Raw genomic sequence first — 24,353 nt, forward strand, 5'->3', positions numbered from 1 at the left:
CAGAGTCAGTTGCAGGCCGCTGCCTCGTCGAGAACGGACAGCGCCATGATGTGCGCCAGATGGCTGAGACCTTGAGGAAGGTTGCCGAGAAACGCGCCACTCGCCGGATCGATCATCTCGGAAAGGATGCCGTGTCCGTGAGACAATACTTCGTTCAACCTATCGAACCGCTGACGCGCTTCAGGCCGTTGACCAAGTTCCGCCCGGGCCTCCACCATCCAGAAGGAACAGGCGAGGAAACACCCTTCTTCCTTGGCCATGCCGGTATAACGGTAGTGAAAAGGACCGCTGCCGAGCTCACGATCAATCGCATCCATCGTGGCCAGTAGGCGATCATGACCATCAAAGCCGAAGCGGACAGCAAGCGCCAACGAGGCATCGAGCTTGTCGGTACCCGGGTACATGACGAAGGCCTGCTTCTTCTCCGACCAGCATTCGCCTTCGATCCAGTCCTTGATGCGGTCACGTTCACGCGACCAGCGTTCCCGGCACGTGGTCGGCAGCTGACCTTGGTCCGCCAGTTCCACGGCGCGGGCCAGAGCCTGCCAGCAGCTCACCTTGGACATAGTATAATGCTGTGGCTCTTCGAGTTCCCACATACCAGCATCAGGCAAGCGCCAGCTGTCGGCGCATTCATCGGCAAGGTGCGAGAGCAGCTCCGCGCTCGCGGAGTCGAGGATATTGCCACACCCCACGAAGCAGGCGGCCGTCTCGAAAATGTCCCCGTAAACGCCGTGTTGGCGCTGGTCAGTTGCCTGATTACCAGTGCGGACCGGGGTCGATCCCCGATACCCTGGCATGGCCCATTCGGACACGCCAGGCACGACCTTGCCGTCGAGTGTGTAAACCACGCGGGTGCCGACGCTGCGCAGCTGATCGAGCAGCCAACTGAACGCAGCCTTCGCTTCGGCTTCAAGACCTGCCGTTAAAAACGCCTTGATCGTGTAGCCGGCATCCCTGATCCAGGCGTACCGATAGTCGTAATTCTTGGCTCCGCCGATGCCTTCCGGGATGGATGTCGTTGCCGCAGCTGCGATGGCGCCAGATGGTGAATAGAGCAGGAGCTTCAGCGCCAGCGCACTGCGCAGGAACGCGTCGCGGTCCTCGCCCGTGTAGGCGACGTGCTCGCTCCAATCCCGCCATTCGTGGTCTGAGATGTCGATCCGTGCGTCGATCTGCTCAATTGTTGGCGCCACGAGAGGTTCATCGCGACCAGCCACGACCGCAACAGTCTGACGCTCGCCAGCAGCCACCGTCACTTCCCCGGTGATGCCTTCGTCGGCCCAGTCACAATGTACTGTGTCGCTGCAGACAAAGAGACCAAGAACGCGCTCAACATGGAAGACTGTGTGGTCGCCGATCTTCGAGTGGTATGGATTGACCGTATCGCCCCGTCGACCGGGCTTCATCGTCAGGTTGAAGCGAACGGTGCCATCCAACCCATCGATCCGCCGCGCCAACTCGGCCCAAGGCAAACGCCCAGCCGTGCCGCTATTAAGAGATTCCGTTAGTTTGGCTCGCCCGCTTGGCGTCGTGAAGATCGTCTCGAGTACGTTGCTGGCAGGGCGATAACGGCGCTCGACCGTGAACGGCCGATCAGGCTGGAGCGTGAAGCATCCGCCATTCTCACCATCGAGTAATCGGTCGAACAGTGGAGGCGAGTCCATGTTCGGCACGCACCACCAGTCGATCGATCCATCGGCACCGGACAGTGCGACGGATCGGCCATCCCCAAGCGCGCCATATTGCTCAAGCGGCAGATAGCCGTCCTTGCGAACGCCGAGTTCGATACGCTTATGATGCTGCGGCAGCAGCCGCGCCAGCACCCCAGTCAACGAAGAAGACGCGGCAGCGCGCGTGACGCACCAACGCCCATCAAAGCACCCGCACCCAGCAGACCACCCACTACGCCTACCTTCAGCATATCGCGCTGACGGCTCGTGAAGAACTCGCGGCGGCTGCCCTTCACCCGATCGGTACTATTTCCGTCGATCTGCGCCGGTCCCGGAACCGCCTCGTCAAGATTGCCAGCGCGATCGGGCATCGGATTGCCCTGCTGCTTATCGAGCATTCCGGCTGCCTCACGATCGGAGAAGCCTGGTGCGACAGACTGCCCGAGCGCCATCATCAGTGTCGAACGCCCAACCCAGAACTCACGTTGAGGATCGTGCGCTGCGGTCCAAATCGCTTCGGCGCAAAGGCGCGGGTCGAAGAGTGGATCGGGAATGATTTGCTCACGACCAGTGTGAGTGCGTGCCCAGCTCGTCTGCGGCGTATTAACACCGGGCAGATACACAACGCTGAGCGTAACCTTTGATTTGTCCGAGATCAGCTCCGAGCGCAGCGAATCCGTAAACCCGCCCACCGCAGCCTTCGCGCCACAATACGCGGCCTGTAAGGGGGCGGCCCGGATCGCTAGCCCGGACGACACCTGAATGATCGCACCCTTATCCCGCGTACGCATGTGACGCAGCGCTGCGAGCGTTCCGTAGACCTGCGACAGGTACGTTGTGCCGGTGACGCGGGCATATTCTTCCGGCGTGATGTCGTGCGCGCGAGCAACTACCGTCGACATGGCGTTGTTGACCCAGGCGTCGATCGCGCCAAATTCGGTGGCGACCTTATCGGCGGCCTCGTCGACGGCTTTCGCATCGGCAACGTCGACTGAGATCGCCAGCACTTTACCGCCATGCTGCTCAAGCATCGTTTTGGCTTCATCGAGGCGTGCCGGATCCCTCGCGATGATCGCAACCTGCCATCCGCTACGCGCGAAGCGATCCGCAGTCGCGAGGCCGATACCGGCGCTCGCGCCCGTTACTACGACACTCTTCATAAGATTGGTCTCGTTTCCGAATGAGAGGTTTGCCCGGTCGCTAAACGCCCGAGTAGCGAACTGGTCGCGGCTTTACGTTTCGCCCATCCCTTGGATGCTCGGACACTGCGATCGTCGATTGGTGACCAGCGGCAGTTTCCCGGCTCGAAGCCTCGCGTGTGATCGATACGAATTAGACCGGTGCCGACGGGTCGCTCACCCATGTCGTTCAAGAAGTGCTCGAAGGATGCCGACCATGCGGGACACGGCGTGAGACCCAATGCCCCCATCATAGCCCAAGCTGGCGATGCGGGGTTGCGGGCACCGTCATTGAGCAGTTGCCAGCTTCGATAGGTGGGGCCGTGGTTTTTGCCAGCGCGATGACCGTGGACGGTCAGGCGTTCAGTACAGATTTCGCGATGAAGGCAGCCACAGCTCGAGGTATTACCGGCGCGAACGTTGCAGCCATCCGCGACAACCGTGCCACCACAGTCGCAATGGAAATGCCAGTGGGCGCGGCCGCCTGGCGAGGTGTGAGAATAGGCAACGCCGACAAGCCGGCCATACCGCCGCCCTTCCATGTCGATCCGCAACTTCCTCGGCACCTGACACCCCGCGCATTGTTATATACGGCCATATATAATGCTTGGATCTACAGTTGGTTCTGTGAAGCTTGAGAAAGTTCGGGGGGCGACGAGGGCTGTGCAGCGCATCGCCTCACAGCGATTGGGGAATGGATTGCTTTAAATCAGACGTCATTTAGCCAGGCTGACAATCGGCTATCACGTTCCGTGGCCATCCGGCTCGCCTCCACGTCGGCTGTAATTTTTCCGGCTTCGATCAGGCATAAGCGATCAGCACTCGCCAAAGCATCCTCGATGTCGTGGGTGATGAAGATGATCGGGAGCGGTGTTTCCGACCGGAGCTCTCTCAAAAGCTGGTGGAGGGATCGGCGCGTCGGCCGATCGACCGCCGAGAAGGGTTCATCAAGCAGCAGGATTTTGGGGCTTCTAGCAAGTGCCCGCGCGAGTGCGACCCGCTGCTGCTGCCCCCCAGATAATGTAGCAGGCAGGCGATCGCCGAGCCCTTCAAGGTGAACACGCTTCAGAAGGGCGTCTGCACGGTGCCGGCGGTCAACACGCGGCCGGTCAAGCATTGCTTCCATAATATTCTGTCCGGCAGTGAGGTGCGGAAAGAGCGCATAGGACTGAAACACGATGCCAGCATGCCGCTGAGAGGCAGCTAGCTCGATTCGGGCCGCGGTATCGAGCCACGTGTCGCCATCTGCCCGGATTGCACCTTCTGGAACGCGGTGCAGCCCCGCGATCGTTCGTAGGATCGTGGATTTCCCCGCGCCCGAGGGGCCGATCAGCGCGAGCGTCTCACGCGCGTGAACCCGGAACGCCACGTCGATCTCGATCGGCGTGGTGGCTCTTATGCAGACATCCAGGCCGTCAGCCATGCCGTCGCTTACGCCCCGTCAGGATGAAGCTGATCGTCACCGCAATCAGCGATATCCCCATCAGCACCGCCGCCATGCGGGCAGCGGCCGCATTGTCGAATGCCTGCACTCGGTCATAGATAGACAGCGCCAGCGTCCGCGTTTCGCCGGGCAGCGAGCCGCCTACCATCAACACGACGCCGAACTCACCCAGCGTATGGGCAAACGCCAATACGGCGCCAGTGACGATACCAGGCCATGCCAACGGCAGCTCTATACGCCGGAAGGTCTGCCAGCGCGAATGACCGCACGTTGCCGACGCATCGCGTAGCTCCTGGCTGATCGCTTCAAATGCCCGCTGCGCGGGCTGGATCGCGAAGGGCAGATTGACGATCACCGATGCGACCAGCACGCCTTGAAAGCTGAATACCAACGCGCCTCCAAACAGTGCCTGCCAGACACGGCCAATCGGGGAGTCAGGCCCCATGCCGACCAGAAGATAGAAACCGATAACGGTTGGGGGCAGAACGAGAGGTAGCGTCAACGCTGCTTCAATCAGCGCACGCCCCCGCAGTCGCGTGGTTGCAAGCCACCGCCCGGCGACGATCGCCACGGGCAACAACACTGCAATCGTCAGAAGGCCGAGCCACAGCGATAAGCGGAGCGCCTGCCAGTCCATCCGCCGCGATCAACGCTCGCCGGGAAGGGCAAATCCGTACCGCACCAGGATGCGACGTGCAGCGGGTTGCTGAACGTAGCTGTAGAACCGCTGCGCAGTCGGACTGGCCCCCTTGATCAGAACCATCCGTTGGCGGAGCGGCTTGTGCCACGTCGCGGGCAGCAGCTTGTAGCTTGCGCGAGCCGCGAATGTGGGGTCGAGCACCAGAGCATAAGAGACGATGCCGCCCTGGGCACCGCCCGCGATCGCGAATTGCAGCGCTTGGGATACGTTCTCTCCCAACACCAGTTTGCTGGCGAGCGGTTGCCATAGCTTGGCATGCAGCAGCGCCTCACGTGCCCTCGCCCCGTAGGGAGCATGCTCAGGGTTGGCGATGGCGAACCGGGTAATCTGCCCACGGGCGAGGGCGTTGCGCAGGCCGATAAGGTTGCTGTCGAGCGTCAGCGGAGAGCCCTTTGGTGCAACCACAGCAAGACGCCCGATCGCGTAGAGCGTGCCCGCATTTACGGTCTTGCCGGCACGGGCAAGATCGGTCGCATACTGCTCATCGGCCGAGAGAAAGAGCTGGAACGGCGCGCCCTGCCGTATCTGCTGGAAGAAGGTGCCGGATGACCCGAACGTCAGCTTCACCTCCTGTCCGGTATCGCGCTTGAATGCTGCTGCGACATCGGTCAGCGCCACACGCAAGTCCGCCGCGGCCGCGATATTGGGCACGTCTTGCGCCGCTGCCGGCGCTGCGAGGCCCAGCGTTAGCCCGACCAGAAGAACACGGCGGGAAATTCGAGAAAGTGGCTTCATGAGCGCCTCGGTTGTTATATTTTGCGGTATACATCGCCACGCCTGGAACGACCTGTCAAATACAACATGCGCTGGGATGTTCGAGCTAGTCGATCACTTCCCGATCGCCGAATCCCCTAAGGCATTCTTGAACGCCCGGTCCTTCATCAGGAACAGCCCGCGAGAAAGCCGGGGCCTTCCCGACCGAAATCCGGAAATTAGAACGCCCATAAGCCGTATAGCGCAGGATGTATCTGACGGATGGCGCCGACGTCACCGTGCAACCTGATATCGTGTTTTCGGCCAACCGGCAGACGGTTGTTGTCGACGCGGCGCTCGCCGGTCTTGGTGCCGCCAATCTGCCGACGTTTCTCGTCGACGAGCCGATGCAGGACGGACGGCTCGTCAGGGTACTGCCGGATTGGAATTCCAGTCCTGTGACCATGACGGCCTTGTGGCATAAAATCGAATCACGACACGGCTGGTCACAGCAATCGTTGTGCTGTTCCGCTCGGATCCCAAACATCCTCGTCTTCGTGCAAATAAAGGATGACAGCAAAACCCGATGACGTTTGGATAGTTGCTTGACCACGATGAGCCTCAGTTATCGCTCGAACCAGTGTGAGGCCGAGCCCATGTCCCGCCTTAGACCTGCTCGCTTCACCACGTGAAAATCGCCGGAAGAGATGGTCCACATCGCCAACGGGTAAGCCGGGGCTGTCGTTTGATACTACAAGACGTACGCCGCGGGGTATCGGTGCAAGTTCGATGAGGACCCCGGCACCCGCCGACGCATGCGTCAGAATATTGTCGAGCAGGTTGGCGACAAGCTGCTGGAGGAGGCGCCGATCGCCGGCGATTGTCAGCGCGGGCGTAATCCTCGTCGTCAAACAATGGCCATTGGTCTCCAGGTCGGGAACGTAGGTCTCGACGACATTGTCGATCAGCGCACTGAGGTCGACACGCTGGAAGTGGGTCCGAGCGGCCTGCCCCTCGACCTCGGCGATCCGCAGTAAAGCGCCGAAGATATCGAGGAGTTCGCGCGATTGATCCGTTGCAGCGAGAATCGCGGCACGCTGATCCTCGCGTGCTTCCGTCGCCAGCGCCTCCTCCAGGCGGTTATGCAACCGCGTGAGGGGCGTGCGCAGGTCATGCGCTACGTCACTCGAGACCTGACGAAGATTGTCCATCAACAGCCCTATGCGATCGAGCATCCGGTTGAGGGTAGCGCTGACGCGGTCGAACTCGTCGTTGGTGCCGCCAAGTGGCATCCGTAGCGACAAGTCGCCATCGATGATGGCAAGCGCGGTCCGATCGATCCGCGCGAGGCGCTTGCGGGTGACGAGGCCTACGATCCACGCCGCCGCGATGCCGAGCGCGAGCATCGCTCCAAAGGCACCTGCGAAGAGCCGCATGAGTGTCGCGTCCATGTCGTCGATGACGGCGCGATCGGCCGCGACCAGCAAGCGATGCCCACCGGGCAGGATCGTGGTGAGCGATTGCGCGACCCGTTCTTCACCGCCGCGTTCGTAGGGCAGCAACTCGACATAGCCCGCCTTCCCCGGAGCCTCGGCATCGAGACGTCCGGCGATCACGGCGCCGTCCGGCCCGATCAGACGATAGTCGAGACTACCGGCCCCTTGTGCTGCTTCGCGTCGCCGAATGGCATTAGCAACGCCCGCCGAGCCGTCATCGCCCTCGTCGATCAGCGCCTGTGTCTCGGTGGCAATTCGGTGATCGAGCTGCTGTTCCAACGCCTCATGCGTCGTTTCGAACGCTACGACCCCGATCGCCAGTGTCGCCAGTGCGAACCCCAACGCCACGATCGCGACTAGACCGAACGTCGTGCGCCACCAGCGCTTTGTTCCGGCCAGCATCACCCGCCCCGGATCATGTAGCCGGCGCCGCGCACCGTCTCGATCGCATCGTCGTCGAAGCCGGCATTGAGCTTGCTCCGTAGTCGGCTCAGGTGCGTCTCGACGATGTTGGTCTTGGGATCGAAGTCGAAATCCCAGACGCGCTCGAGGAGCATCGTGCGGGTCATGACCCGCCGCGGGTTGCGCATCAGTTCCGCCAGCAGCGTGAATTCGCGCGGCTGCAGCGTCACGCGCCGGCCAGCGCGCACGACCGTGCGCCGGTGAAAGTCGAGGCTGATGTCGCCGACGACCAGTGTCGCCGGTTCGACCGCTGTTGCATGCCGGCGCCCGAGCGCCTGTACTCGGGCGGCCAGCTCGGTAAAGGCGAAGGGTTTGACAAGATAGTCGTCCGCCCCGCCCTCGATCCCCTCCACGCGATCGGCCAGGCCGCCGATCGCAGTCAGCATCAGCACGGGCGTCATGTCGCCTGCCGCGCGTAGTGCCCTGACCAGCGACAGGCCGTCGAGACCGGGCAGCATGCGGTCGACGATCAGCGCGCCGAACCCACCTTCGGTCGCTTGGAACAGGCCGTCGCGCCCGTCACCGCTAAGCGAAACGTGATGGCCCAGTTCGGTCAGTCCCTTGCCGATGAAACGGCCGGTTTCGGCGTCGTCTTCGACGATTAGGATACGCATGGGGTCATTCTATCGCAGGCGCGCCGGTCCGCCACCCTCCGCCGAGCACGCGGAACAGCGCGACTTGCCCTTGGGCAACCGCAAGGTCGGATTGCGCCTGGGCGAGGCTGGCCGAGGCGGCCGTCCGCTGTGCGTCGAGCTGGATCAGAAATGCGGCGTCGCCCAGCCGCACGCGGGCAGCGGCACGCCGCGCATACAGGTCGGCCTGCGTCCGCGCCGTGACGAGCGCCTGGTTGCGACGGGTCTCGGCATCATAGGCGGCGAGTGAGGTTTCGACCTCGCGGAGCGCCCGCAACACTGCGACGTCCCATCCGGCCAGCGCCGCCCGCTCGGTCGCCCGCGCCTGTGCCAGCCGGGCACGAGCGGGTGCCTGATTGGGGAAGGCCCAGCTGACCAAAGGGGCAGCGGTCGCTGCGAAACCGCCGGTCAGCAGGCCGATCGCCCCGCCCAGATTGACGCGTGGATACAGGTCGGCACGCGCCACTCCGATCCGGGCCGCTGCCGCTGCCAGTCGGCGCTCTGCCTCCCGGATGTCGGGACGCCTTAGGAGTAGCGCCTGTCCATCGCCCACCGGGGCAACAGTTCGCAAGGCGGGTGGGCGCGGGCACGTGACGTTGGCGGATCGTGCCTCGGCAGGCGGGCGTCCCTGCAATGTCGCCAGCCGATAGCGGGCGTTGGCCTGTGCCGCCTCAAACGGTGCGCGCGTCGCGCGTGTCGTTTCCAGCAGGCTGGCTGCTTGCGACACTTCCAGTGGAGAGACTTCACCCGCGGCAAGCTGGTCGCGGACCAGCGCCACGGAGCGCGACTGCACCCGGATCTGCTCGTCGGCGACTCTTAGTACCTGGGTTGCGCCGCATAGATCGACATAGGCGAGGACCGTATCGGCCACGACCGCGACACGCAGCCCATCCAGGGCCGCAGCTTGTGCTTGGGCATCGGCGCGAGCGGCCAATGCCGATGACCGAAGCCGTCCGAACAGATCCGCATCCCAACTGGCGGTGAGCGCCAGATCGTAATCGGTCGTGGGGACGTTGGAGGAGGCGCTTGGCTGGCTCGCGGTGCCATCGACCGTCAGTCCGCTTTCGATCGTCGTCTGCGGCAATCGCGCAGCCTGCGCCTGCCGGAGTGCGGCACGGGCACCGTCGAGGTTGGCATAGGCGACGCGAAGATCGGCATTGGCGGCAAGGCTCGCCTGCACGAGCGCATCGAGCACCTGGTCATCGTACAGCCGCCACCAATCGTCCGGGACTGGTGCGATCGAGGCTGTTGGCAAGGGCGCGAAGGCTCCCGTAGCACTGGCGGGGGCAGTCGTCGGCGGAGGCGTTGGGGCGGTCATGCAGCCGGACAGGCTCAGGACCGTGAGGAGGGCGAAGCGCTTCATGCCGGCACGTCCGTGGTGGTGACACGCGCCGCGTCCTTCTCCCGGCCGAAGCGGGCATAGAGCGCGGGCATCAGGAACAGGTTGAGCGCGGTAGAGGACACCAGGCCCCCCAGGATCACGATCGCCATGGGATGTTCGATCTCGTGCCCCGGCGCGTTGCCGGCGACAATCAACGGTACGAGCGCGAGCCCCGCGCATGCTGCGGTCATCAGGATCGGGATCAGCCGCTCTTCTGCCCCGCGCAGGATCAGCGCCGGTCCGAACGCCTCGCCTTCATGCCGGCGCAAATGGGCATAATGCGACAGGAGCATGATCCCGTTGCGCGCCGAGATGCCGATGACGGTGACGAACCCGACGAGCGACCCCAGCGACAACACCCCTCCGGTCAGCGCGACGCCGACGACCCCTCCCACCAGCGCGAACGGCAGACTGAGACCGACCAGCGCGGTGATGCGGGTCGAGCGGAACTCCATCCACACCAGCAGCAGGATGCCGATCAGGCAGAGCAACCCGGTGGTCCACAACCGCTGCCGCGACTCTTTCAACGACGCATATTCGCCCATTACCTTCGGGTGATAGCCGGTTGCGAACGGCACCTGCGCGACCGCAGCCTCGACCCCGCGGGCGACAGAGCCCAGGTCGGCACCGGCGACGTTCAGCGTCACATCGATGCGCCGCTGACCGTTTTCGCGTTTCACCTCGTTAGGCGCAGGGACGACACGGACATCGGCGACATTGCGCAGGCGGACGGGAGCGCCGGCAGGCGTCTGGATCATCAGGTCGGCCAGCGTGTGCAGGTCGCCGCGGATCGTCGGCTCTCCCCACAGCGCGACATCGAACGATTTCTGGTCGCGGTAGATCTCGCCCAGCTTCTGTCCTGCCACCAACGTCTGCGCCTGACGCCGCACCTCCCCGGCGGTCAGGCCCAGCGTCGCCAGGTCGGCCGGACGCGGCACGACCTGGATTTGCGGCACGAGCACCTGTTGCTCGACCCGCAGATCGGCGACGCCGGCAACGCCTGCGACCTTCGCGCGTACCCGCTCGGCCGCGGCGCGCAGCTCGACCTGATCGGGACCGAAGATGCGGACGACGACGGTCGCCCCAGCGCCGGACAGCACTTCCTTGATACGCTCGCGCAAATAGGTCAGCACGTCGCGGTAGAGACCCGGATAGCCGTCGATCACCGCCTTGATGCGTGCGACGCTCGCATCATAGGGCGCCTTCTCGTCGAGGCTGATCCAGAGTTCGGTGAAGTTCGGCCCCACCACCTCGTCCGCCGCCTCGGCTCGACCGATATGCGCGCCGAAATTGCGGACACCCGGGATGCTGCGCAGCTCCTTCGAGGCACGGATCGTGATCCGGTCCATTGCCTCTATCGAGGTGCCCGGCTTCTCGACGAAGTGCATCAGGAAGTCGGTTTCCCGGAAATCGGGCAAGAATTGGTCCTTGAACGAGGCATAGCCGACGCCTGCCAGCAACAGCCCACCCGCCACGATGCCCATCGCAAGCGCGGGTCGCGCCACCATCCTCGGCAGCACGCCGGCATAGCGGCGCTTCAGGGCACCGGCGATCCGCGTGTCGCGCTCCGCCTTGAGGGGGGCGTTGGGCAGCAGGAACAGGCACAGTGCCGGAGTCACGACGAGTGCGACCAGCAGCGACGCGCCGATCGCCAGTACATAGGCGATCGCCAGCGGCTGGAAGAACGTGCCCGCCACCCCGCCGAGAAAGAAGATCGGCAGGAACACCAACATCACGATCAGCGAGGCGAACACCACCGCCGACCGCACCTCCAGCGATGCCGACAGAACCACGTCGAACGCGGATAGCGGATTGCCTGCCTCGCGGTTGAGCCGCAGCCGGCGCGCAATGTTCTCGACGTCGATGATCGCGTCGTCGACCACTTCCCCGAGTGCGATGACCAGGCCCGCGATCACCATCGTGTTGATCGTCGCCCCACTCCACAACAGCACGAGCCCCGCGCCGAGCAGCGACAGCGGTATTGCAACGAGGCTGATGACCGCCTGTCGCCAGTCGCGGGTGAACACGAACAGCACGATGGCCACCAGCAGGCAGCCGATCATCAGCGCGCGCGTCAGATTGTCGATCGAGCGGTCGATGAAGGTCGCCGGACGGAAGATCGTGGTATCGATCTTCACGTCCTTAAGCCCCGGCTTCAGCTCGGCGATGGCCGCTTCGACCGCACGGGTAAGCTGGAGCGTGTTGCCGGTCGGCTGCTTCTCGACGATTAGCATCAGGCCTGGACCGTCGTCGATGATCGCGTTGCCGATAGGCGCAGCATAGCCGTCTACGACGCGCGCGACGTCGCCAATCCGCACCGGCGCCTCGCCGCTTTGCTTGACGATCGCCTGGGCGAGATCGGATGCGCTCTGGATAGCGCTGGTCTGCTGGACTGCCAGGCGCTGCTGGGCGGTGTCGACGAACCCGCCCCCGCCGATCAACACCGCATCGCCCGCCGCGGCACGTACTTCCGCGAGCGTGACGCCGGCCGCGCGCAGCCGATCTGGATCGACGAGAATTTGGAGCTGGCGGTCGCGCAGGCCCCAGATCGCGATATTGGCGACGCCGGGCACCGCCATCAACCGCGGTCTGATCGTCCAGCGCGCCAGCTCGGACAATCGCATCTGGTCGAGCTTGGTCGACGAGATACCGATCTTCATCGCCCGACTGGTTGACGACAACGGCGCCAGCATGACCGGCGGGCGTGCAGCGACAGGGAGGCGTGCCTGCACCTGCGCGACGCGTTCCTGTACCAGCTGTCGGGCGCGGATCACGTCGGTGCCACGATCAAACAGGATCTGTACCGACGACAGACCGAGCACCGACTTCGACCGCAGCGTGGCGAGCCCCGGCACGCCGTTGACCTGCGTCTCGATTGGCACCGTGATTAGGCTCTCGACCTCCTCGGTAGACAGACCGGGGGCCTCGGTCTGGATTTCCACGATCGGCGGAGCGAACTCCGGGAAAACGTCGAGCGGCACGTTGCCGCTTGCGCGCAGTCCGAGGACGACGAGCAGTGCGGCACAGGCCAGCACCAGCACGCGCTGCGTCAGCGCGGCACGAACGAGCCAGGCCAGCATCAGTGGGGCGTCCCGAACTCGGTGCCGAACAGCTCGGCCGCGCCGTCGGTGACGACCTCCGCACCACGTTCCAGCCCCCGCGACAGGATTGCCCGGCCACCATCGACACTCGCCACCTCGATCCGCTGGCGAACGAAGCTGTCGGGCGCGGAACGGCGATAGACCCATTCGCCGCCATAGATGTCGCGTACGATCGCTGCGGCCGGGATTGCCATTCCCTGCGCCGTACCTCCAAGCGGCAAAGCGACCGCGACCCGCTGGCCTACGCGCCACGCCCGGTCGCGATTGTCGAGCGCGAAGAACATATCGACGGTGCCGGCGACGGCATTGGCGGAAGGCGGCGCCTGCACCGGTCGTGCCGATCGAGGTGCGGTGGTTTGGTCGCCGAGTGGCCGGACGATCGCCGATGCGCCGCGCGCGACATCGGCGACGTCGCTGCCGAAGACCGGCACGCGCACCCATACCGTTCCGGGATTCGCCATCGCTGCCACGGGCGGGCCGAGCAGGCGGCGCTGCGCGACAGCGGCGTACGCCGCGGCGTTCGCCGTAGCGAGTGCCGCTGCCGCCTCGTCACGCGCGCGGACGCTGCCGGCTTCCTCGCGAACCAAGGCCGACGCCCGGTCCAGCGCGATGCGCCCGAGACGCGCCAAGGCCCGTGTCCGCGCGACCTCACCGTCGGCTGCAGCCTGCGCGGTGCCGATCTGAGCGAGATTGCTGGTCGAGCCGGTCGGAACGCCCGCTGCGCCGATCGGCGGTACGACGATTTCCCCGCTCGTGGTGCGGACCTGCGTCGTCGCACCATCACCAATCCGGGCGGAACGGATGCCGAGACGCCTGACGGCCTCGGGCGTAAGCGTCAGCCGCAACAGATCGGCTTCGTGAACGACGGTCTCCGCCTTGGCAGGCGGCTTCAGAGGCGCGGCAGGTTCGGTGCCGCAGCCGTGCAGCAGCAGCGTGGGGAACAGCCATACGGGCGACGAGAACGGACGGATCATCCATCCCGCCTACCCGGACATCGTTGGGGGCAACTTGGGGAAACTATACAATATCCCAATGTCGCGATGTCCGGCTTCGTCAGGCACGCGACCGGGCGTAGATCGGAGCTCTAGCCAACGGATGCCCATCATGACCTTGTCTGACGACGCACGCAGAACGCTGGTGAAGGTCCCGGCCGTCACCCTTGGCTTCTGGATCATCAAGATTCTCGCGACGACGCTCGGCGAAACCGCGGGCGATACCGTCAGCATGTCGATGGACCTCGGCTATCTCGTCGGCAGCGCGATCTTCCTGAGCGTGCTGGTGCTGTTCGTTGCCTTGCAGATGAGAGCCGATCGTTACCGCCCCTTCCTGTATTGGGCGACGATCGTCGCCTCGACCACGGCGGGTACGACCATGGCGGACTTTGCCACGCGGTCGTTGGGGATCGGCTATACCGGCGGATCGACGCTGCTGCTGGCTCTGGTGCTGGCGTCGCTGTTCGCCTGGTATCACACGCTTGGATCGATCTGGGTTGAGACCGTCCATGAACCACGAGCCGAACTCTTCTACTGGATCACGATCACGCTCTCACAGACGTTGGGCACCGCGCTTGGTGATTGGCTCGCGGACACTGGCGGGCTCGGCTATATCGGCGCAGCAGGCGTCTTCGCAATCGGGCTGGCATTGCTAGTCGCCCTTTACCTCACGACACAAACCAGCCGCGTCGCGCTGTTCTGGGCCGCCTTCATCCTCACTCGTCCGCTCGGTGCCGCGGTCGGCGATTTCCTCGACAAACCTATCGATCACGGTGGGCTGGCCTTCAGCCGACCATTAGCCTCGATCTTGCTCGCGGCTGTAATTGTGCTACTGGTATCGATACTGCCGCGCCAGGCGGCCGGCGAAGCGCGCGAATAGCCGTCTTCAAGTTGCTCTATCCGGCCAGCCGAACGTTCGTTTTCAGACGCATCATCTGATCAGTACGATCATGCGTCTGCCCACCGCCGAAGCAAATTATGGTAGATTCCAGTCAGCTGGATAGCGGCGGAGTCATCCGGTCCATGCCTGCCCGCAATAGTCTGGGTGGTCTGATCGAGCTCAAACAGGAGCCGGCGTTCGCCATCATCGCGGACCATGGATTCGATCCAAAAGAAAGACGCCACCCGGCTTCCGCGCGTCACCGGCGTGACACGGTGGAGACTGGACGCCGGGTATACGACCATATGGCCCGCTGGTAGTTTGACCCGCTGCTCGCCAAACTGCTCTTCCACCACGAGTTCGCCGCCATCATAGCTGTCCGGGTCGGCGAGAAAGAGGGTCGCGGACAAATCGCTGCGGATCCGGAAATCAGTACCTCGCTGCATGCGGATCGCATTGTCGACATGCGTGCCGAAGCTCTGCCCGCCGGCGTAACGGTTGAAAAGCGGCGGGAATACCTTGCGTGGAAGCGATGACGCTATGAACAATGACGACCGCCCGAGCGCATCCAGCACGATACCGCCTGCCTCGCGCGCCGCGGTACATCCCTCGGGCAGTTGCTCGTTGCGCTTCGCAAGCGCGGACTGAACGCCGGAGGTTGCGTTGCCATCGATCCAATCGGCGGAGCCGAGAAGGCGGCGCACATGTGCCAATTCGTCAGGCGTCAATAGATCGGGAATGGCGATCAGCATGCGCGGTCTTCGGACAGTAGGACGCTGATCGCACGCACCTCGGCAAGATTATAGGCAGTGAGCCAAGCCAGGACCTTGGCCCTGAAATCTGGCGTACCATCTTCAACCGCGCGACCGAACCAACGACCTGCCTCGGCGACCTTCCCCTCTATCACCAGCATTCGCGCATGATTGAAGGCACCGCGAAAATCTCCACCCTCCGCTGCCTGCGCGTAACAGGCTGCGGCATGGTGTAGGTCGCGCTCGCACGCCCAGCCGTCTTCCGCGAAGCTGCCAACATAGTTGATCGCCTTGGCATAGCCTTTCGCGGCCGCCTCTTCGAACAGCGCAAGCGCTGCAACCTTGTCCTCGGCTACTCCCTGTCCGAGTGTCAGGAGGGTTGCGTAATTATAGATCGCCTCGACCAGGCCACGCGATGCCGCCACGCGGTAGCAATCGGCCGCCCGAGCCTTGTCGACTGCCACGCCCCAACCGAGGTCATAGCAGCGCCCAACCATATTCAGCGCCATCAGGTGATGCTGCGCGGCAGCCTTCACGAACCAGCCAAGCGCTGCTCGAGGATCGACCGCGACGCCCACCCCATCAAGGAGCATCTGCCCGTAGACCGTTTGTGCTTCGGCATGTCCCTGCTCCGCCGCACCACGCAGAAACGCCGCCCGCTCCGCCGGTGAAGCGGCAAGGCGGGCGGCGATATCATCGCGGGACATGGCATCGAGGGCGGTCATGCGGCCATCAGAACTTCACGTTGACCGTACCGAATACCGTCCGCCCCGGCGCAATCGCAGCATAGTGCGTCGTAAACGTCTGGCTGAAATAGGCCTTGTCCGTAAGATTCTGTGCATTGACTGCAACAGACACGTTCGGCGTCAGGTCGACACTGGCACGTGCGTCGAAGCGCCAATAGCCCGGCGTAGAGCGATAGAGCACTTTGGTCGCTGGGTTGACGGTAACTACGCCCGCTGCGGATTGGACCGCCGAACGATTATCCTGATAGCCGCCATAGACCCGGCTCTGGTACATTGCCGTACCGCCCAACTGCAATCGGCCAAACAGGGTCACGTTGGTCGTGCCCGTGAAGCTGTTGCGGGCGGTTTGCGGCAGGTGCTTACCCGTATTGATGGACGGTACATAGACGACCTGCGCCAGACGTGTTCCAACGGCAGGCGCGGTGAGCGTGCTGGTGCCGCCATCAATAATCTCGGTATCGAGGAAGCTGTATCCGCCGAACACGGTCCAGCCGGTCAAAATCGTCCCGCTGGCGTTCAGTTCGAACCCTCGAATGCGACTTTCCCCGATGAACTGGATCGTGTTGGGATCGACCTGCACCCGGGTATTGCTGATGTCGGTTTGAAAAACGGCAGCACCGAGCTGGAGGCGATCACCCACGAGGCTCGCCTTGGCACCGAGCTCGTATGACTTGGTCTTCTGAGGCTTCAGCTGATCGAGGAAATTGGTCGTAGCAGCCGTTGTCGGCAGGGCATTGTCTTCGCGTCCCTCGCCCAGCAAACTGTTCGGGGGCGTCGCACTGGTCGCATAGCTGCCGTAAAGGCTGGTCTGCTCCGTCGGCTTGAAGACGAGGCCCGCTTGCCAATTAAACAGGTTGTCGGTGCGCGACAGCCTCAGCTGCGTCGTCGTGGTAGGCGCGGTGATCGCCGTCGACTTGAACCGGTCGTAGCGCGCGCCGAGATTCAGGATCAGTTGCGGTACGATCGTGATCGAGTCGAAGCCGTAGGCCGCCTGCGTCGTACCGTCGTTCTGCGTCTCTGCGGTCACTGGGCTACGCACGATCGGCGTGGTCGTGTTGGAGGTATCGTTGACGTAATTCACCCAAGGATCGCTCGGGTTGGGCGTGAACAGACTTGTGCAGTTATAGCGCGCGATCGTTGAGGTATTGCAGCGAGGCGATACCGTGGCCCCCGTCGCCAGCAGGAACGTCCCCCGCCGGGTCTTCTCCCAAGCGAATTCGGTGCCGACCGAGAAGCTGTGCTCGATCCCGCCCGTCTTTACCGTTCCATACAGGTCGGTCTGATCGATCAGGCCCTGGGTATAACCCCAACGGGTATTGGCACGGCGCCAGACATAACCGCCGCTGGTAAGCGATCCGACTGCGTCGTTGGGATTGGTCGCCGCGTTACCGAAAACGTTGCCCTGACTGTCGTCGGGTTGTGTGAAGATGTAGCTCTGCCGGGTATCGGTGAAGCGGGCGGTGTTACGCAGCGTTACACCTCCGAAATCATGCTCGGCGCGCAGCATCACTTGGTCGGTGTTCGTCTTACGGAAATCCCGATTTCTCAAGCCGTAGAAGGTCGAGCGATCAACATTGCCGGTGACCCCGCCGCGCGTCGTGAAACTCCCGAGGACTGGCTCGACGCGGATGTCACCGGTACCGGGTGCGTTGGCCAGCGTATAGCGATAGGGCAATCCGCTGTCGGGTAGCTCGTCGGTTTCCAAGTGGTAATATAGCGCGGTCAGCCGGGTCGGTGTGCCGAGCCCGATCGTCACAGACGGCGATACACCCCAGCGTTTGGACCAGATGGCGTCGCGTCCCGCAACGTCCTGGTCATGATAGACGCCCTCGATGCGGAAGGCGGCGATATCGCTAATACGCAGATTGAGGTCAGCGGTGAGCCGCTTGAAGTCCGCATTGCCATAGCTGCCGGATACGGTTCCAAAATCGCGAGCCTGCGGCAGCTTGGAAATGATGTTGATCGTGCCGCCAGCGGAGCCGCGACCACCCAGCGTGGAGTCCGAACCGCGGACGATCTGGATTGAGTCCACCGCGAACACCTCGCGGCTCTGTGATCCAAGGTCACGGACACCATCGACATAGATCGAGCCTTGACTGTCAAAGCCGCGGATGAACGGCCGATCGCCTACCGGATTGCCCCCCTCCGCCGCACCGAAAGTGATACCAGGCACGGTTCGAAGCGCGTCCTGTAACGACACAGACCCCGTCTGCTCGATTGTCTGGGCATTCAATTCGACGATCGAACGTGGGGTATTGACGACAGGGGCCACGTCTTTCGGATCGGCGTCGCGCCGCATCCGCTCACCAGTGACCAGAATGTCCTCACTACCATGCGCTTGCTGTGGATCTGGGGTAGTAACCTTGTCCTCGGCAAAAGCGGGAGCGGTTGCGAAAGCCCCGACGCATGAAAGCGCTAGAAAAGCGCTTGTGCGCTGCATGTGATTGGTCATTCAGATCCCCTTTTCGGGGGGCCTATTGCGAACAGTTATCGCTGTCAACGCTAATGAGAGTCGCTCTCATCGCCTACTTCCGCTCGTGTCGCACTGCCAGACAATATCTGCCATGCCGGACCCGCGTCAGGACCCCGGCGCGCTTCAGCAAACTTATATACTGTCGCGAGATCCCCCATCCCTCTAGCTCAGCGGTGGAACGCTCGCCTTTCCCGCTCAACATATTGATCACACCAAGCCGACTGAGAGCCATGCCAATTTCCTACTTCCCGCGTGGCTGACGCCGCGACCGTCATCTGTTTACACCGTATCCTGCGCAAAAAGTCGATAACGAGCCTACCCCAATCCGCTCAGAACCAAGTGAGCCCCCCCCCCCCTGACAGGCTGTTGCGATTTGCTCGCAATATCACTAGGGCGCGAAAAATCGGTCGGGGAAGGTAGTCGGTTGCATCAATTCTCACGTTGCGCGCTCGTCATGGTTGCGATCTCATGCTCGAGCAGCGTGCTTGCGCACGCCACTCCAGACGAGGATAACGACCAAGATATCGTCGTGACCGGTCGAGCGTCACCGGCACCGAAAGCAGCGGACGATCGATATAAGCCGACGCCCGATGCCTCCACTCTGCGTTCCGCGACGTCTACGCTTGATACACCTCAGGCTGTGAACATTGTTCCCGCCCAGGCCATTCGCGACCAGCGCCCGCGGTATCTCGACGATGCGCTAACGAACGTCAGCGGTATCACTCAAGGCAACACACTGGCTGCAACGCAGGATACCGTCCTGAAGCGTGGTTTTGGCGGTAATCGCGACGGGTCGATCATGCACAACGGCATGCCGGTCGTGCAGGGACGGGCTTTGAATGCCGCCACGCAAAGCGTTGAGGTACTGAAGGGACCATCCTCGCTGCTTTATGGCATCATGGACCCTGGCGGCGTCATCAACATCGTCAGCCGCAAACCGCTGCTCGATACGCAGCTGACGATCGCCCTTACCGGATCGAGCTATGCCGCAGGTCGCTCCGGGCTGGAGGCAATGGCTGATCTGACCGGGTCGCTCAGCGGCAATCTGGCCGGCCGTCTCGTCATCGATCATCAGGACGAGGATTACTGGCGCAATTTCGGGGAACGCCGCGACACCCTGATCGCGCCGTCGGTCGGCTGGTATGGCGCGTCGACCCAGGCGGTGATCTGGTATGAATACCGCAAGTTCGACTATCCGTTCGACCGCGGTACCGTCCTCGATTCCCGCACCCTGACGCCGCTTGCCGTGCCACGCCGGCGACGCCTCGATGATCTGAATAATCGGATGTCGGGCGATAGCCATCTGGTGCAACTCGCGGTCGATCACCAGCTGGGCGGCGGTTGGGCAGCCCACCTCGCCTCCAGCTTCAACAGCGAGCGTTACGACGCGGGTCAATTGCGCGTGTCAGGCGTCAATACGGCGCGTGGAACGCTAACGCGCAGTAACGACGCGACGGTGGGGTCGCTCAGCACGGATGCCTACGCGCAAGCCTATCTTGACGGCGGGTTTGGGTTGTTGGGTCTTGATCACAAGGTGCAGTTCGGGATTGAGGGCGAGTACCGCCGCTTCTATCGCCGCGACCTGATCCGCCAGGCGGTGCGGTCGACCTTCAGCTATCTCGCCCCGGTTTACGGCCGCGAACCATTCCCAACCGCCGTCTCGGCGAGCGACAGCGATCAGACCGACCGGCTCTACAATTATTCCGTGTTTGGGCAGGATGCGATCCATATTGGCCATCGCTGGATCGTCGTGGCGGGTGGTCGTCTCGTCGGTTTCGATCAGCGGGCGGGACGTGGACGCCCCTTCACAGCAAACACCGACCTGAGCGACTGGGAATTCGTGCCGCAGGCCGGTCTGGTCTGGAAGGCTGCCGACATATTCTCACTGTACGCCAGCTACACCCGCTCGCTGAAACCCACCTCGACGATCGCGCCACTCGCCAGCGGCGTTACGATCACATCAGCCTTCGCGCCCGAGCGAGGGCGGTCGTTCGAGGTGGGCGCCAAGCTCGATATTCCCGATCGCGTCACTGCTACGCTGGCCCTGTACGATATCGACAAACGCGATGTGCTCGTTTCGCAATTCAACGCCGCGACTGCATTGAACGAGTATCGCACCGCCGGGCGGGCCATTTCGCGGGGGATTGAACTCGATGTCTCGGGTCAGGTCACGTCCGCGCTCAGCCTTATCGGGAGCTATGCCTACACGCACGCTCGCACGATCGAGGACCCGGTATTCGCCGGTAACGAACTAGCAAATGTCGCGCCGCATACCGCATCGCTGTCGGCCGCTTATGACCTCGGCTCTATCGTCGGCGACGATGGCTTGAGGATTGGCGGTGGCGCGCGCTATGTCGCGCGTCGGTTCGGTGACAGCGCCAACAGCTTCCGGCTCCCCGATTATACCGTTGCCGATGCTTTTCTGAGCTATGACACGATCCTGGGCGGCCGGGCGGTAGCGTTCCAGTTCAACCTCAAGAACATCTTCGACAAGACCTATTACACCTCCGCAGTCAACATATACGGCGTCTCAATCGGCGATCCCCGCCGCGCGATCGGCACGATGAGTTTCCGGTTCTGATGCGCTGGCTTCTCCTACTGCTTGCGCCGGTGCTGGCCGTGCCAGCGCACGCGAAGGCTCGGACCGCGATTTTGGTGATGCAATCGAATGGCCCTTCCGCGGCTGCCGATGAAAAGGTCCGGGAGCACCTCTCGTCGCGTGGTTTCACCGTTCGGACTGCCGCAGAGGGGACCGATCCGACGTCGGCCCGAGATGCAGCGCTGGTCGTCATCTCGGCCAGCGTATCGTCCAAAGACGTCAGGCCAGGCTGGCGCAGCCTCGCTGTACCGATTGTAACGTGGGAAAACGACCTGCTCGACGATCTGGCGATGACCGGCAAGCGCCATGATGTGGATTTCGGCGAGGCCGAACGGGAACGCTACGTCTGGATCGTGAACGCGCCGCAACCGATGGCGGCGGGACTGCCGGCTGGCGTTGCCAACGTCTATGTAAAGCAAGCACCGATGAGCTGGGGCAGGCCCGGATTGGGGGCTACGACGATCGCCTCCTTGTATGGCCAACCCGACAAGGCCGTGATATTCGGCTACGATACCGGTGCGACGATGGACTATGAGGCGATCGCCCCTGCTCGTCGTGTCATGCTGTTTCTTGGCAACGACGGCTTCACCAACCTGTCGCCAGTGGGGCAACGATTGTTCGATGCGGCGATCGATTGGGCGATCGGCGATGGGCGCACGTCACGATGACCCGGCGGGTGTTATTCCAGATTCACTGGTTCCTGGGGATCACGGCAGGCCTTGTCCTGGCAGTGATGGGTGTCACCGGTGCGTTGATGAGCTTCGAGGACGAGATCATGGCGGCGCTAAGCCCCGGCGTCGTCACCCTCGCTCCGTCCGCCGCCCCCGCCCTGTCTCCGGATGCGCTTTTCAACGCGGCCGCCAGCCAACGTAGCGGTACTCGCGTCACACAACTCGTGATCGAACGCGACCCGACACGAGCTGCGGCGGTAACTTTTGCGCCTGAGAAGGGCCAGCGCCGCGGCGAGCATGTCTTCGTCGATCCGCGCAATGGCACGCTGCTCGGCCCGGCAACCGGCGAGGCATTCTTTCGGACGGTGATGGACCTTCACCGCTGGCTGGCCTTGCCCGGTGGCCCTAACGGGATCGGGCGACAGATCACCGGCTTCTCCGCATTGGCACTTATCTTCTTCGCGCTGTCGGGCTTGTATCTGCGATGGCCGCGCCGCGCGCTCGACTGGCGATCGTGGTTGGTGCTCGACCTGCGCAAGACCGGTCGCAACCTGTATCGCGCCCTGCACGCTGTAATCGGCGGATGGTTAGTCGCCTTTTACCTGGTCAGCGCACTGACCGGGCTTACCTGGTCGTATGACTGGTACAAGCAAGGTGCGCGATACGTTCTGACCGGCAAGAGCGGGCCATCAAACGAGCGCCGCACCGAGACGAAAGGCGCCACGTTGCCGCTCGCACCGGCATGGGCCCAATTCCTGAAGCGCGACGGCACGCGTTTCGAACGGGTCTCGATCACCCTGTCGACGGGAGACAAGCCTATCATCATGCGGATGTTGCCGCGCGACGCCCGCTTCGACCGTATGACCGACGAACTGCGCTTCGACGCACTCAGCGGCGCACCCATGAAGACGGAGCGCTATGCCGCCCGCGCGCTAGGCGAGACGATCGCCGCCAACTTCTATGCCATCCACACCGGTGCCTTCTTCGGTATCACCGGGCGGATCGCGTTGCTTCTCAGCAGCGTGACGATGCCCCTGTTCACGATCACCGGCCTGCTGCTCTACATCGCGCGGCGGCGATCTAAACGGGCCTTGGCCGCGGTCACCGCTTCATGCCTGCCGCTCGCCAGTGGCGATGGATCGTCGATGCTCGTCATCCACGCCTCTCAAACGGGCAACGCCGAACGGATTGCCCGACTCAGCGCAATGGCCTTCCCCGGATCGACCGTGCTCCCGCTCGCCGGGCTCGACCCTGATCGACTAAGGTCCGCATCACGCGCGTTGTTCGTCGTGGCGACCTATGGCGAGGGCGACGCGCCAGACCGATCCCGGCGGTTCGATACCACGACGATGTCGGTGCCCGTCGATCTCGCGGGACTCGATTACGCCGTATTGGCGCTCGGGGATCGGGAGTATCCGGACTTCTGCGCTTTCGGTCATCGCGTCGATGCGTGGCTCCATGCGGGCGGTGGACGACGGCTGTTTGACATGATCGAGATGGACGGCACCGATGGCGATGCCGAACGACACTGGCAAACCCAGCTTGCCGCCATTGCGGGAGCGGCGATCCAGCCCGACTGGACGCCGGCCGCCTATCAGCGGTGGACGCTGACCGACCGGGAGCACATCAATCCCGGCAGTCCGGGGGCGCCTGTCCACCGCATTGTCCTGAGGTCTGAGGAACCGACCATCTGGACGCCCGGCGCGGTCGCGGAGGTCATGCCCCGGCACGATCCGGCCCGCGTCGATCGATGGCTCGCAGCTCACGGCCGGGACGCGGCCCTGCGCGAACTCTGGATGGATAAGGTACTTGTGGCGGATGACGGGCAGCACTCACCACGTCTGCTCAGCCATCGCGATTATTCGATCGCGTCGCTTGCGACCAGCGAAGAGATCGAGTTGCTCGTGCGATCATGCACCGCCCCCGACGGCGAACCGGGGATCGGTTCTGGCTGGTTGAACCAGATCGCGCCGATCGGCGGAACTATCGAACTGCGTGTTCGCGACAATCCAGGCTTCGCGCCGGCAGACCCCGCGACGCCGATCGTCCTCATCGGCAACGGCACCGGAATTGCCGGGTTGATGGCCCACCTCCGCGACCGGGCACGCGCAGGGAAGGCCGCGGCCCCCGCATGGCTGCTCTACGGCGAACGATCGCGCGATCACGACCGACCCTTTGCGGCCGAGATCGAGGGGCTAGTTGCGGACGGCACGGTGGAACGGATAGATCTCGCCTTCTCCCGTGCGCCAGACTGTGGACGCTACGTGCAGCATCTCGTTGCAGAAGCCCCAGATGCTATTCGTGAATGGGCGGATCGTGGCGCGGCGTTCTTCGTCTGCGGCAGCCTGGTCGGCATGGCCAGCGATGTCGATGCGGCCCTTCGAGCCATTTTGAGTGACGTACGGCTCGAAGCGATGGCAGAGGCGGGCTGCTATCAGCGAGATGTTTATTAAACTCAGCTGCAGAGGCTCCCCGCGTTG

General features: G+C 63.3%; 20 protein-coding genes. 6 read left to right on the forward strand and 14 right to left on the reverse strand.

All coding sequences use genetic code 11. From position 1 onward, the window contains the following. Positions 1-5: 5 nt before the first annotated feature. Together AC07U4_RS20445 and AC07U4_RS20450 are read right to left on the reverse strand one after the other, a co-directional pair. Positions 6-1,826 carry a glycoside hydrolase family 15 protein gene (locus AC07U4_RS20445; RefSeq protein ID WP_495196819.1) on the reverse strand — a complete coding sequence of 607 codons (1,821 nt, stop codon included), beginning with the start codon at positions 1,824-1,826 and terminating at the stop codon, positions 6-8. A gap of 5 nt (positions 1,827-1,831) precedes the next feature. Then, positions 1,832-2,833 carry an SDR family oxidoreductase gene (locus AC07U4_RS20450; protein WP_495196820.1) on the reverse strand — a complete coding sequence of 334 codons (1,002 nt, stop codon included), beginning with the start codon at positions 2,831-2,833 and terminating at the stop codon, positions 1,832-1,834. Positions 2,834-3,174: 341 nt separating this feature from the next. Here AC07U4_RS20450 and AC07U4_RS20455 point away from each other — a divergent pair, with 341 nt between their 5' ends. Next, complete coding sequence (locus tag AC07U4_RS20455; RefSeq protein ID WP_495196821.1) at positions 3,175-3,489, forward strand: hypothetical protein; 315 nt, start codon at positions 3,175-3,177, stop codon at positions 3,487-3,489. Positions 3,490-3,560: 71 nt separating this feature from the next. On the opposite strand, the gene AC07U4_RS20460 is transcribed toward AC07U4_RS20455, so the two are convergent. From AC07U4_RS20460 to modA, 3 genes are read right to left on the reverse strand one after another with little or no spacing between them, the layout of a single operon-like run. Further along, entirely contained in the window at positions 3,561-4,274 is a 714-nt protein-coding gene (locus tag AC07U4_RS20460; RefSeq protein ID WP_495196822.1) for an ABC transporter ATP-binding protein, read from the reverse strand. After that, positions 4,267-4,932, reverse strand: a complete 666-nt coding sequence (modB, locus tag AC07U4_RS20465; protein ID WP_495196823.1) for a molybdate ABC transporter permease subunit — start codon at positions 4,930-4,932, stop codon at positions 4,267-4,269. The genes AC07U4_RS20460 and modB overlap by 8 nt, the downstream gene beginning before the upstream one ends. 9 nt (positions 4,933-4,941) lie before the next feature. Next, positions 4,942-5,730 carry a molybdate ABC transporter substrate-binding protein gene (gene modA / locus AC07U4_RS20470; protein WP_495196824.1) on the reverse strand — a complete coding sequence of 263 codons (789 nt, stop codon included), beginning with the start codon at positions 5,728-5,730 and terminating at the stop codon, positions 4,942-4,944. A gap of 227 nt (positions 5,731-5,957) precedes the next feature. Here modA and AC07U4_RS20475 point away from each other — a divergent pair, with 227 nt between their 5' ends. Continuing rightward, positions 5,958-6,278, forward strand: coding sequence for a LysR substrate-binding domain-containing protein (locus AC07U4_RS20475; RefSeq protein WP_495196825.1), 321 nt, complete (start codon positions 5,958-5,960; stop codon positions 6,276-6,278). On the opposite strand, the gene AC07U4_RS20480 is transcribed toward AC07U4_RS20475, so the two are convergent. From AC07U4_RS20480 to AC07U4_RS20500, 5 genes are read right to left on the reverse strand one after another with little or no spacing between them, the layout of a single operon-like run. Beyond that, a complete protein-coding gene (locus tag AC07U4_RS20480) occupies positions 6,195-7,586 on the reverse strand; it encodes a sensor histidine kinase (protein WP_495196826.1) in 1,392 nt (463 codons plus the stop codon). The two genes, AC07U4_RS20475 and AC07U4_RS20480, sit on opposite strands and share 84 nt — an antisense overlap. Then, positions 7,586-8,260 carry a response regulator transcription factor gene (locus AC07U4_RS20485; RefSeq protein WP_495196827.1) on the reverse strand — a complete coding sequence of 225 codons (675 nt, stop codon included), beginning with the start codon at positions 8,258-8,260 and terminating at the stop codon, positions 7,586-7,588. The genes AC07U4_RS20480 and AC07U4_RS20485 overlap by 1 nt, the downstream gene beginning before the upstream one ends. Before the next feature lie 4 nt (positions 8,261-8,264). After that, positions 8,265-9,641, reverse strand: coding sequence for an efflux transporter outer membrane subunit (locus AC07U4_RS20490; protein ID WP_495196828.1), 1,377 nt, complete (start codon positions 9,639-9,641; stop codon positions 8,265-8,267). Continuing rightward, positions 9,638-12,739 carry an efflux RND transporter permease subunit gene (locus AC07U4_RS20495; RefSeq protein WP_495196829.1) on the reverse strand — a complete coding sequence of 1,034 codons (3,102 nt, stop codon included), beginning with the start codon at positions 12,737-12,739 and terminating at the stop codon, positions 9,638-9,640. The genes AC07U4_RS20490 and AC07U4_RS20495 overlap by 4 nt, the downstream gene beginning before the upstream one ends. Continuing rightward, positions 12,739-13,734, reverse strand: a complete 996-nt coding sequence (locus AC07U4_RS20500) for an efflux RND transporter periplasmic adaptor subunit (RefSeq protein WP_495196830.1) — start codon at positions 13,732-13,734, stop codon at positions 12,739-12,741. The genes AC07U4_RS20495 and AC07U4_RS20500 overlap by 1 nt, the downstream gene beginning before the upstream one ends. Before the next feature lie 121 nt (positions 13,735-13,855). Here AC07U4_RS20500 and AC07U4_RS20505 point away from each other — a divergent pair, with 121 nt between their 5' ends. Next, positions 13,856-14,632 (forward strand): COG4705 family protein, encoded by a 777-nt coding sequence (locus tag AC07U4_RS20505; RefSeq protein WP_495196831.1) that lies wholly within the window; start codon positions 13,856-13,858, stop codon positions 14,630-14,632. Positions 14,633-14,700: 68 nt separating this feature from the next. Here AC07U4_RS20505 and AC07U4_RS20510 read toward each other — a convergent pair whose 3' ends face one another. The 4 genes from AC07U4_RS20510 to AC07U4_RS20525 form a co-directional block, all read right to left on the reverse strand. After that, a complete protein-coding gene (locus tag AC07U4_RS20510) occupies positions 14,701-15,384 on the reverse strand; it encodes a Fe2+-dependent dioxygenase (protein ID WP_495196832.1) in 684 nt (227 codons plus the stop codon). After that, complete coding sequence (locus tag AC07U4_RS20515) at positions 15,378-16,109, reverse strand: tetratricopeptide repeat protein (RefSeq protein WP_495196833.1); 732 nt, start codon at positions 16,107-16,109, stop codon at positions 15,378-15,380. Before AC07U4_RS20515 ends, AC07U4_RS20510 begins: the two co-directional genes overlap by 7 nt. 7 nt (positions 16,110-16,116) lie before the next feature. Further along, positions 16,117-18,582, reverse strand: a complete 2,466-nt coding sequence (locus AC07U4_RS20520) for a TonB-dependent receptor (protein WP_495196834.1) — start codon at positions 18,580-18,582, stop codon at positions 16,117-16,119. 73 nt (positions 18,583-18,655) lie between these two features. Continuing rightward, positions 18,656-18,835, reverse strand: a complete 180-nt coding sequence (locus AC07U4_RS20525) for a type IV toxin-antitoxin system AbiEi family antitoxin domain-containing protein (protein WP_495196835.1) — start codon at positions 18,833-18,835, stop codon at positions 18,656-18,658. A 192-nt stretch (positions 18,836-19,027) separates the two neighbouring features. On the opposite strand from AC07U4_RS20525, the gene AC07U4_RS20530 reads away from it, so the two are divergent. Genes AC07U4_RS20530 through AC07U4_RS20540 form a run of 3 tightly spaced genes read left to right on the forward strand, consistent with a single transcriptional unit; the run spans position 19,028 to position 24,326 of the window. Next, on the forward strand, positions 19,028-21,184 hold the full coding sequence (locus AC07U4_RS20530) for a TonB-dependent siderophore receptor (protein ID WP_495196836.1): 2,157 nt from the start codon (positions 19,028-19,030) through the stop codon (positions 21,182-21,184). Further along, positions 21,184-21,870 (forward strand): hypothetical protein, encoded by a 687-nt coding sequence (locus tag AC07U4_RS20535; protein WP_495196837.1) that lies wholly within the window; start codon positions 21,184-21,186, stop codon positions 21,868-21,870. Before AC07U4_RS20530 ends, AC07U4_RS20535 begins: the two co-directional genes overlap by 1 nt. Next, entirely contained in the window at positions 21,867-24,326 is a 2,460-nt protein-coding gene (locus AC07U4_RS20540) for a PepSY domain-containing protein (protein ID WP_495196838.1), read from the forward strand. The genes AC07U4_RS20535 and AC07U4_RS20540 overlap by 4 nt, the downstream gene beginning before the upstream one ends. The last annotated feature ends 27 nt before the right edge of the window (positions 24,327-24,353 follow it).

The sequence above is a fragment of the Sphingomonas sp. GW821-FHT02B09 genome, from assembly GCF_059421875.1.

What these genes read in the sequence shown, in the direction of transcription:
- AC07U4_RS20450 (WP_495196820.1), bottom strand. Translation starts at nt 2,833, where the DNA reads ATGAAGAGTGTCGTAGTAACGGGCGCGAGCGCCGGTATCGGCCTCGCG.
- AC07U4_RS20460 (WP_495196822.1), bottom strand. Translation starts at nt 4,274, where the DNA reads ATGGCTGACGGCCTGGATGTCTGCATAAGAGCCACCACGCCGATCGAG.
- modB (WP_495196823.1), bottom strand. Translation starts at nt 4,932, where the DNA reads ATGGACTGGCAGGCGCTCCGCTTATCGCTGTGGCTCGGCCTTCTGACG.
- modA (WP_495196824.1), bottom strand. Translation starts at nt 5,730, where the DNA reads ATGAAGCCACTTTCTCGAATTTCCCGCCGTGTTCTTCTGGTCGGGCTA.
- AC07U4_RS20475 (WP_495196825.1), top strand. Translation starts at nt 5,958, where the DNA reads ATGTATCTGACGGATGGCGCCGACGTCACCGTGCAACCTGATATCGTG.
- AC07U4_RS20480 (WP_495196826.1), bottom strand. Translation starts at nt 7,586, where the DNA reads ATGCTGGCCGGAACAAAGCGCTGGTGGCGCACGACGTTCGGTCTAGTC.
- AC07U4_RS20485 (WP_495196827.1), bottom strand. Translation starts at nt 8,260, where the DNA reads ATGCGTATCCTAATCGTCGAAGACGACGCCGAAACCGGCCGTTTCATC.
- AC07U4_RS20490 (WP_495196828.1), bottom strand. Translation starts at nt 9,641, where the DNA reads ATGAAGCGCTTCGCCCTCCTCACGGTCCTGAGCCTGTCCGGCTGCATG.
- AC07U4_RS20495 (WP_495196829.1), bottom strand. Translation starts at nt 12,739, where the DNA reads ATGCTGGCCTGGCTCGTTCGTGCCGCGCTGACGCAGCGCGTGCTGGTG.
- AC07U4_RS20500 (WP_495196830.1), bottom strand. Translation starts at nt 13,734, where the DNA reads ATGATCCGTCCGTTCTCGTCGCCCGTATGGCTGTTCCCCACGCTGCTG.
- AC07U4_RS20505 (WP_495196831.1), top strand. Translation starts at nt 13,856, where the DNA reads ATGCCCATCATGACCTTGTCTGACGACGCACGCAGAACGCTGGTGAAG.
- AC07U4_RS20510 (WP_495196832.1), bottom strand. Translation starts at nt 15,384, where the DNA reads ATGCTGATCGCCATTCCCGATCTATTGACGCCTGACGAATTGGCACAT.
- AC07U4_RS20515 (WP_495196833.1), bottom strand. Translation starts at nt 16,109, where the DNA reads ATGACCGCCCTCGATGCCATGTCCCGCGATGATATCGCCGCCCGCCTT.
- AC07U4_RS20520 (WP_495196834.1), bottom strand. Translation starts at nt 18,582, where the DNA reads ATGACCAATCACATGCAGCGCACAAGCGCTTTTCTAGCGCTTTCATGC.
- AC07U4_RS20525 (WP_495196835.1), bottom strand. Translation starts at nt 18,835, where the DNA reads ATGGCTCTCAGTCGGCTTGGTGTGATCAATATGTTGAGCGGGAAAGGC.
- AC07U4_RS20535 (WP_495196837.1), top strand. Translation starts at nt 21,184, where the DNA reads ATGCGCTGGCTTCTCCTACTGCTTGCGCCGGTGCTGGCCGTGCCAGCG.
- AC07U4_RS20540 (WP_495196838.1), top strand. Translation starts at nt 21,867, where the DNA reads ATGACCCGGCGGGTGTTATTCCAGATTCACTGGTTCCTGGGGATCACG.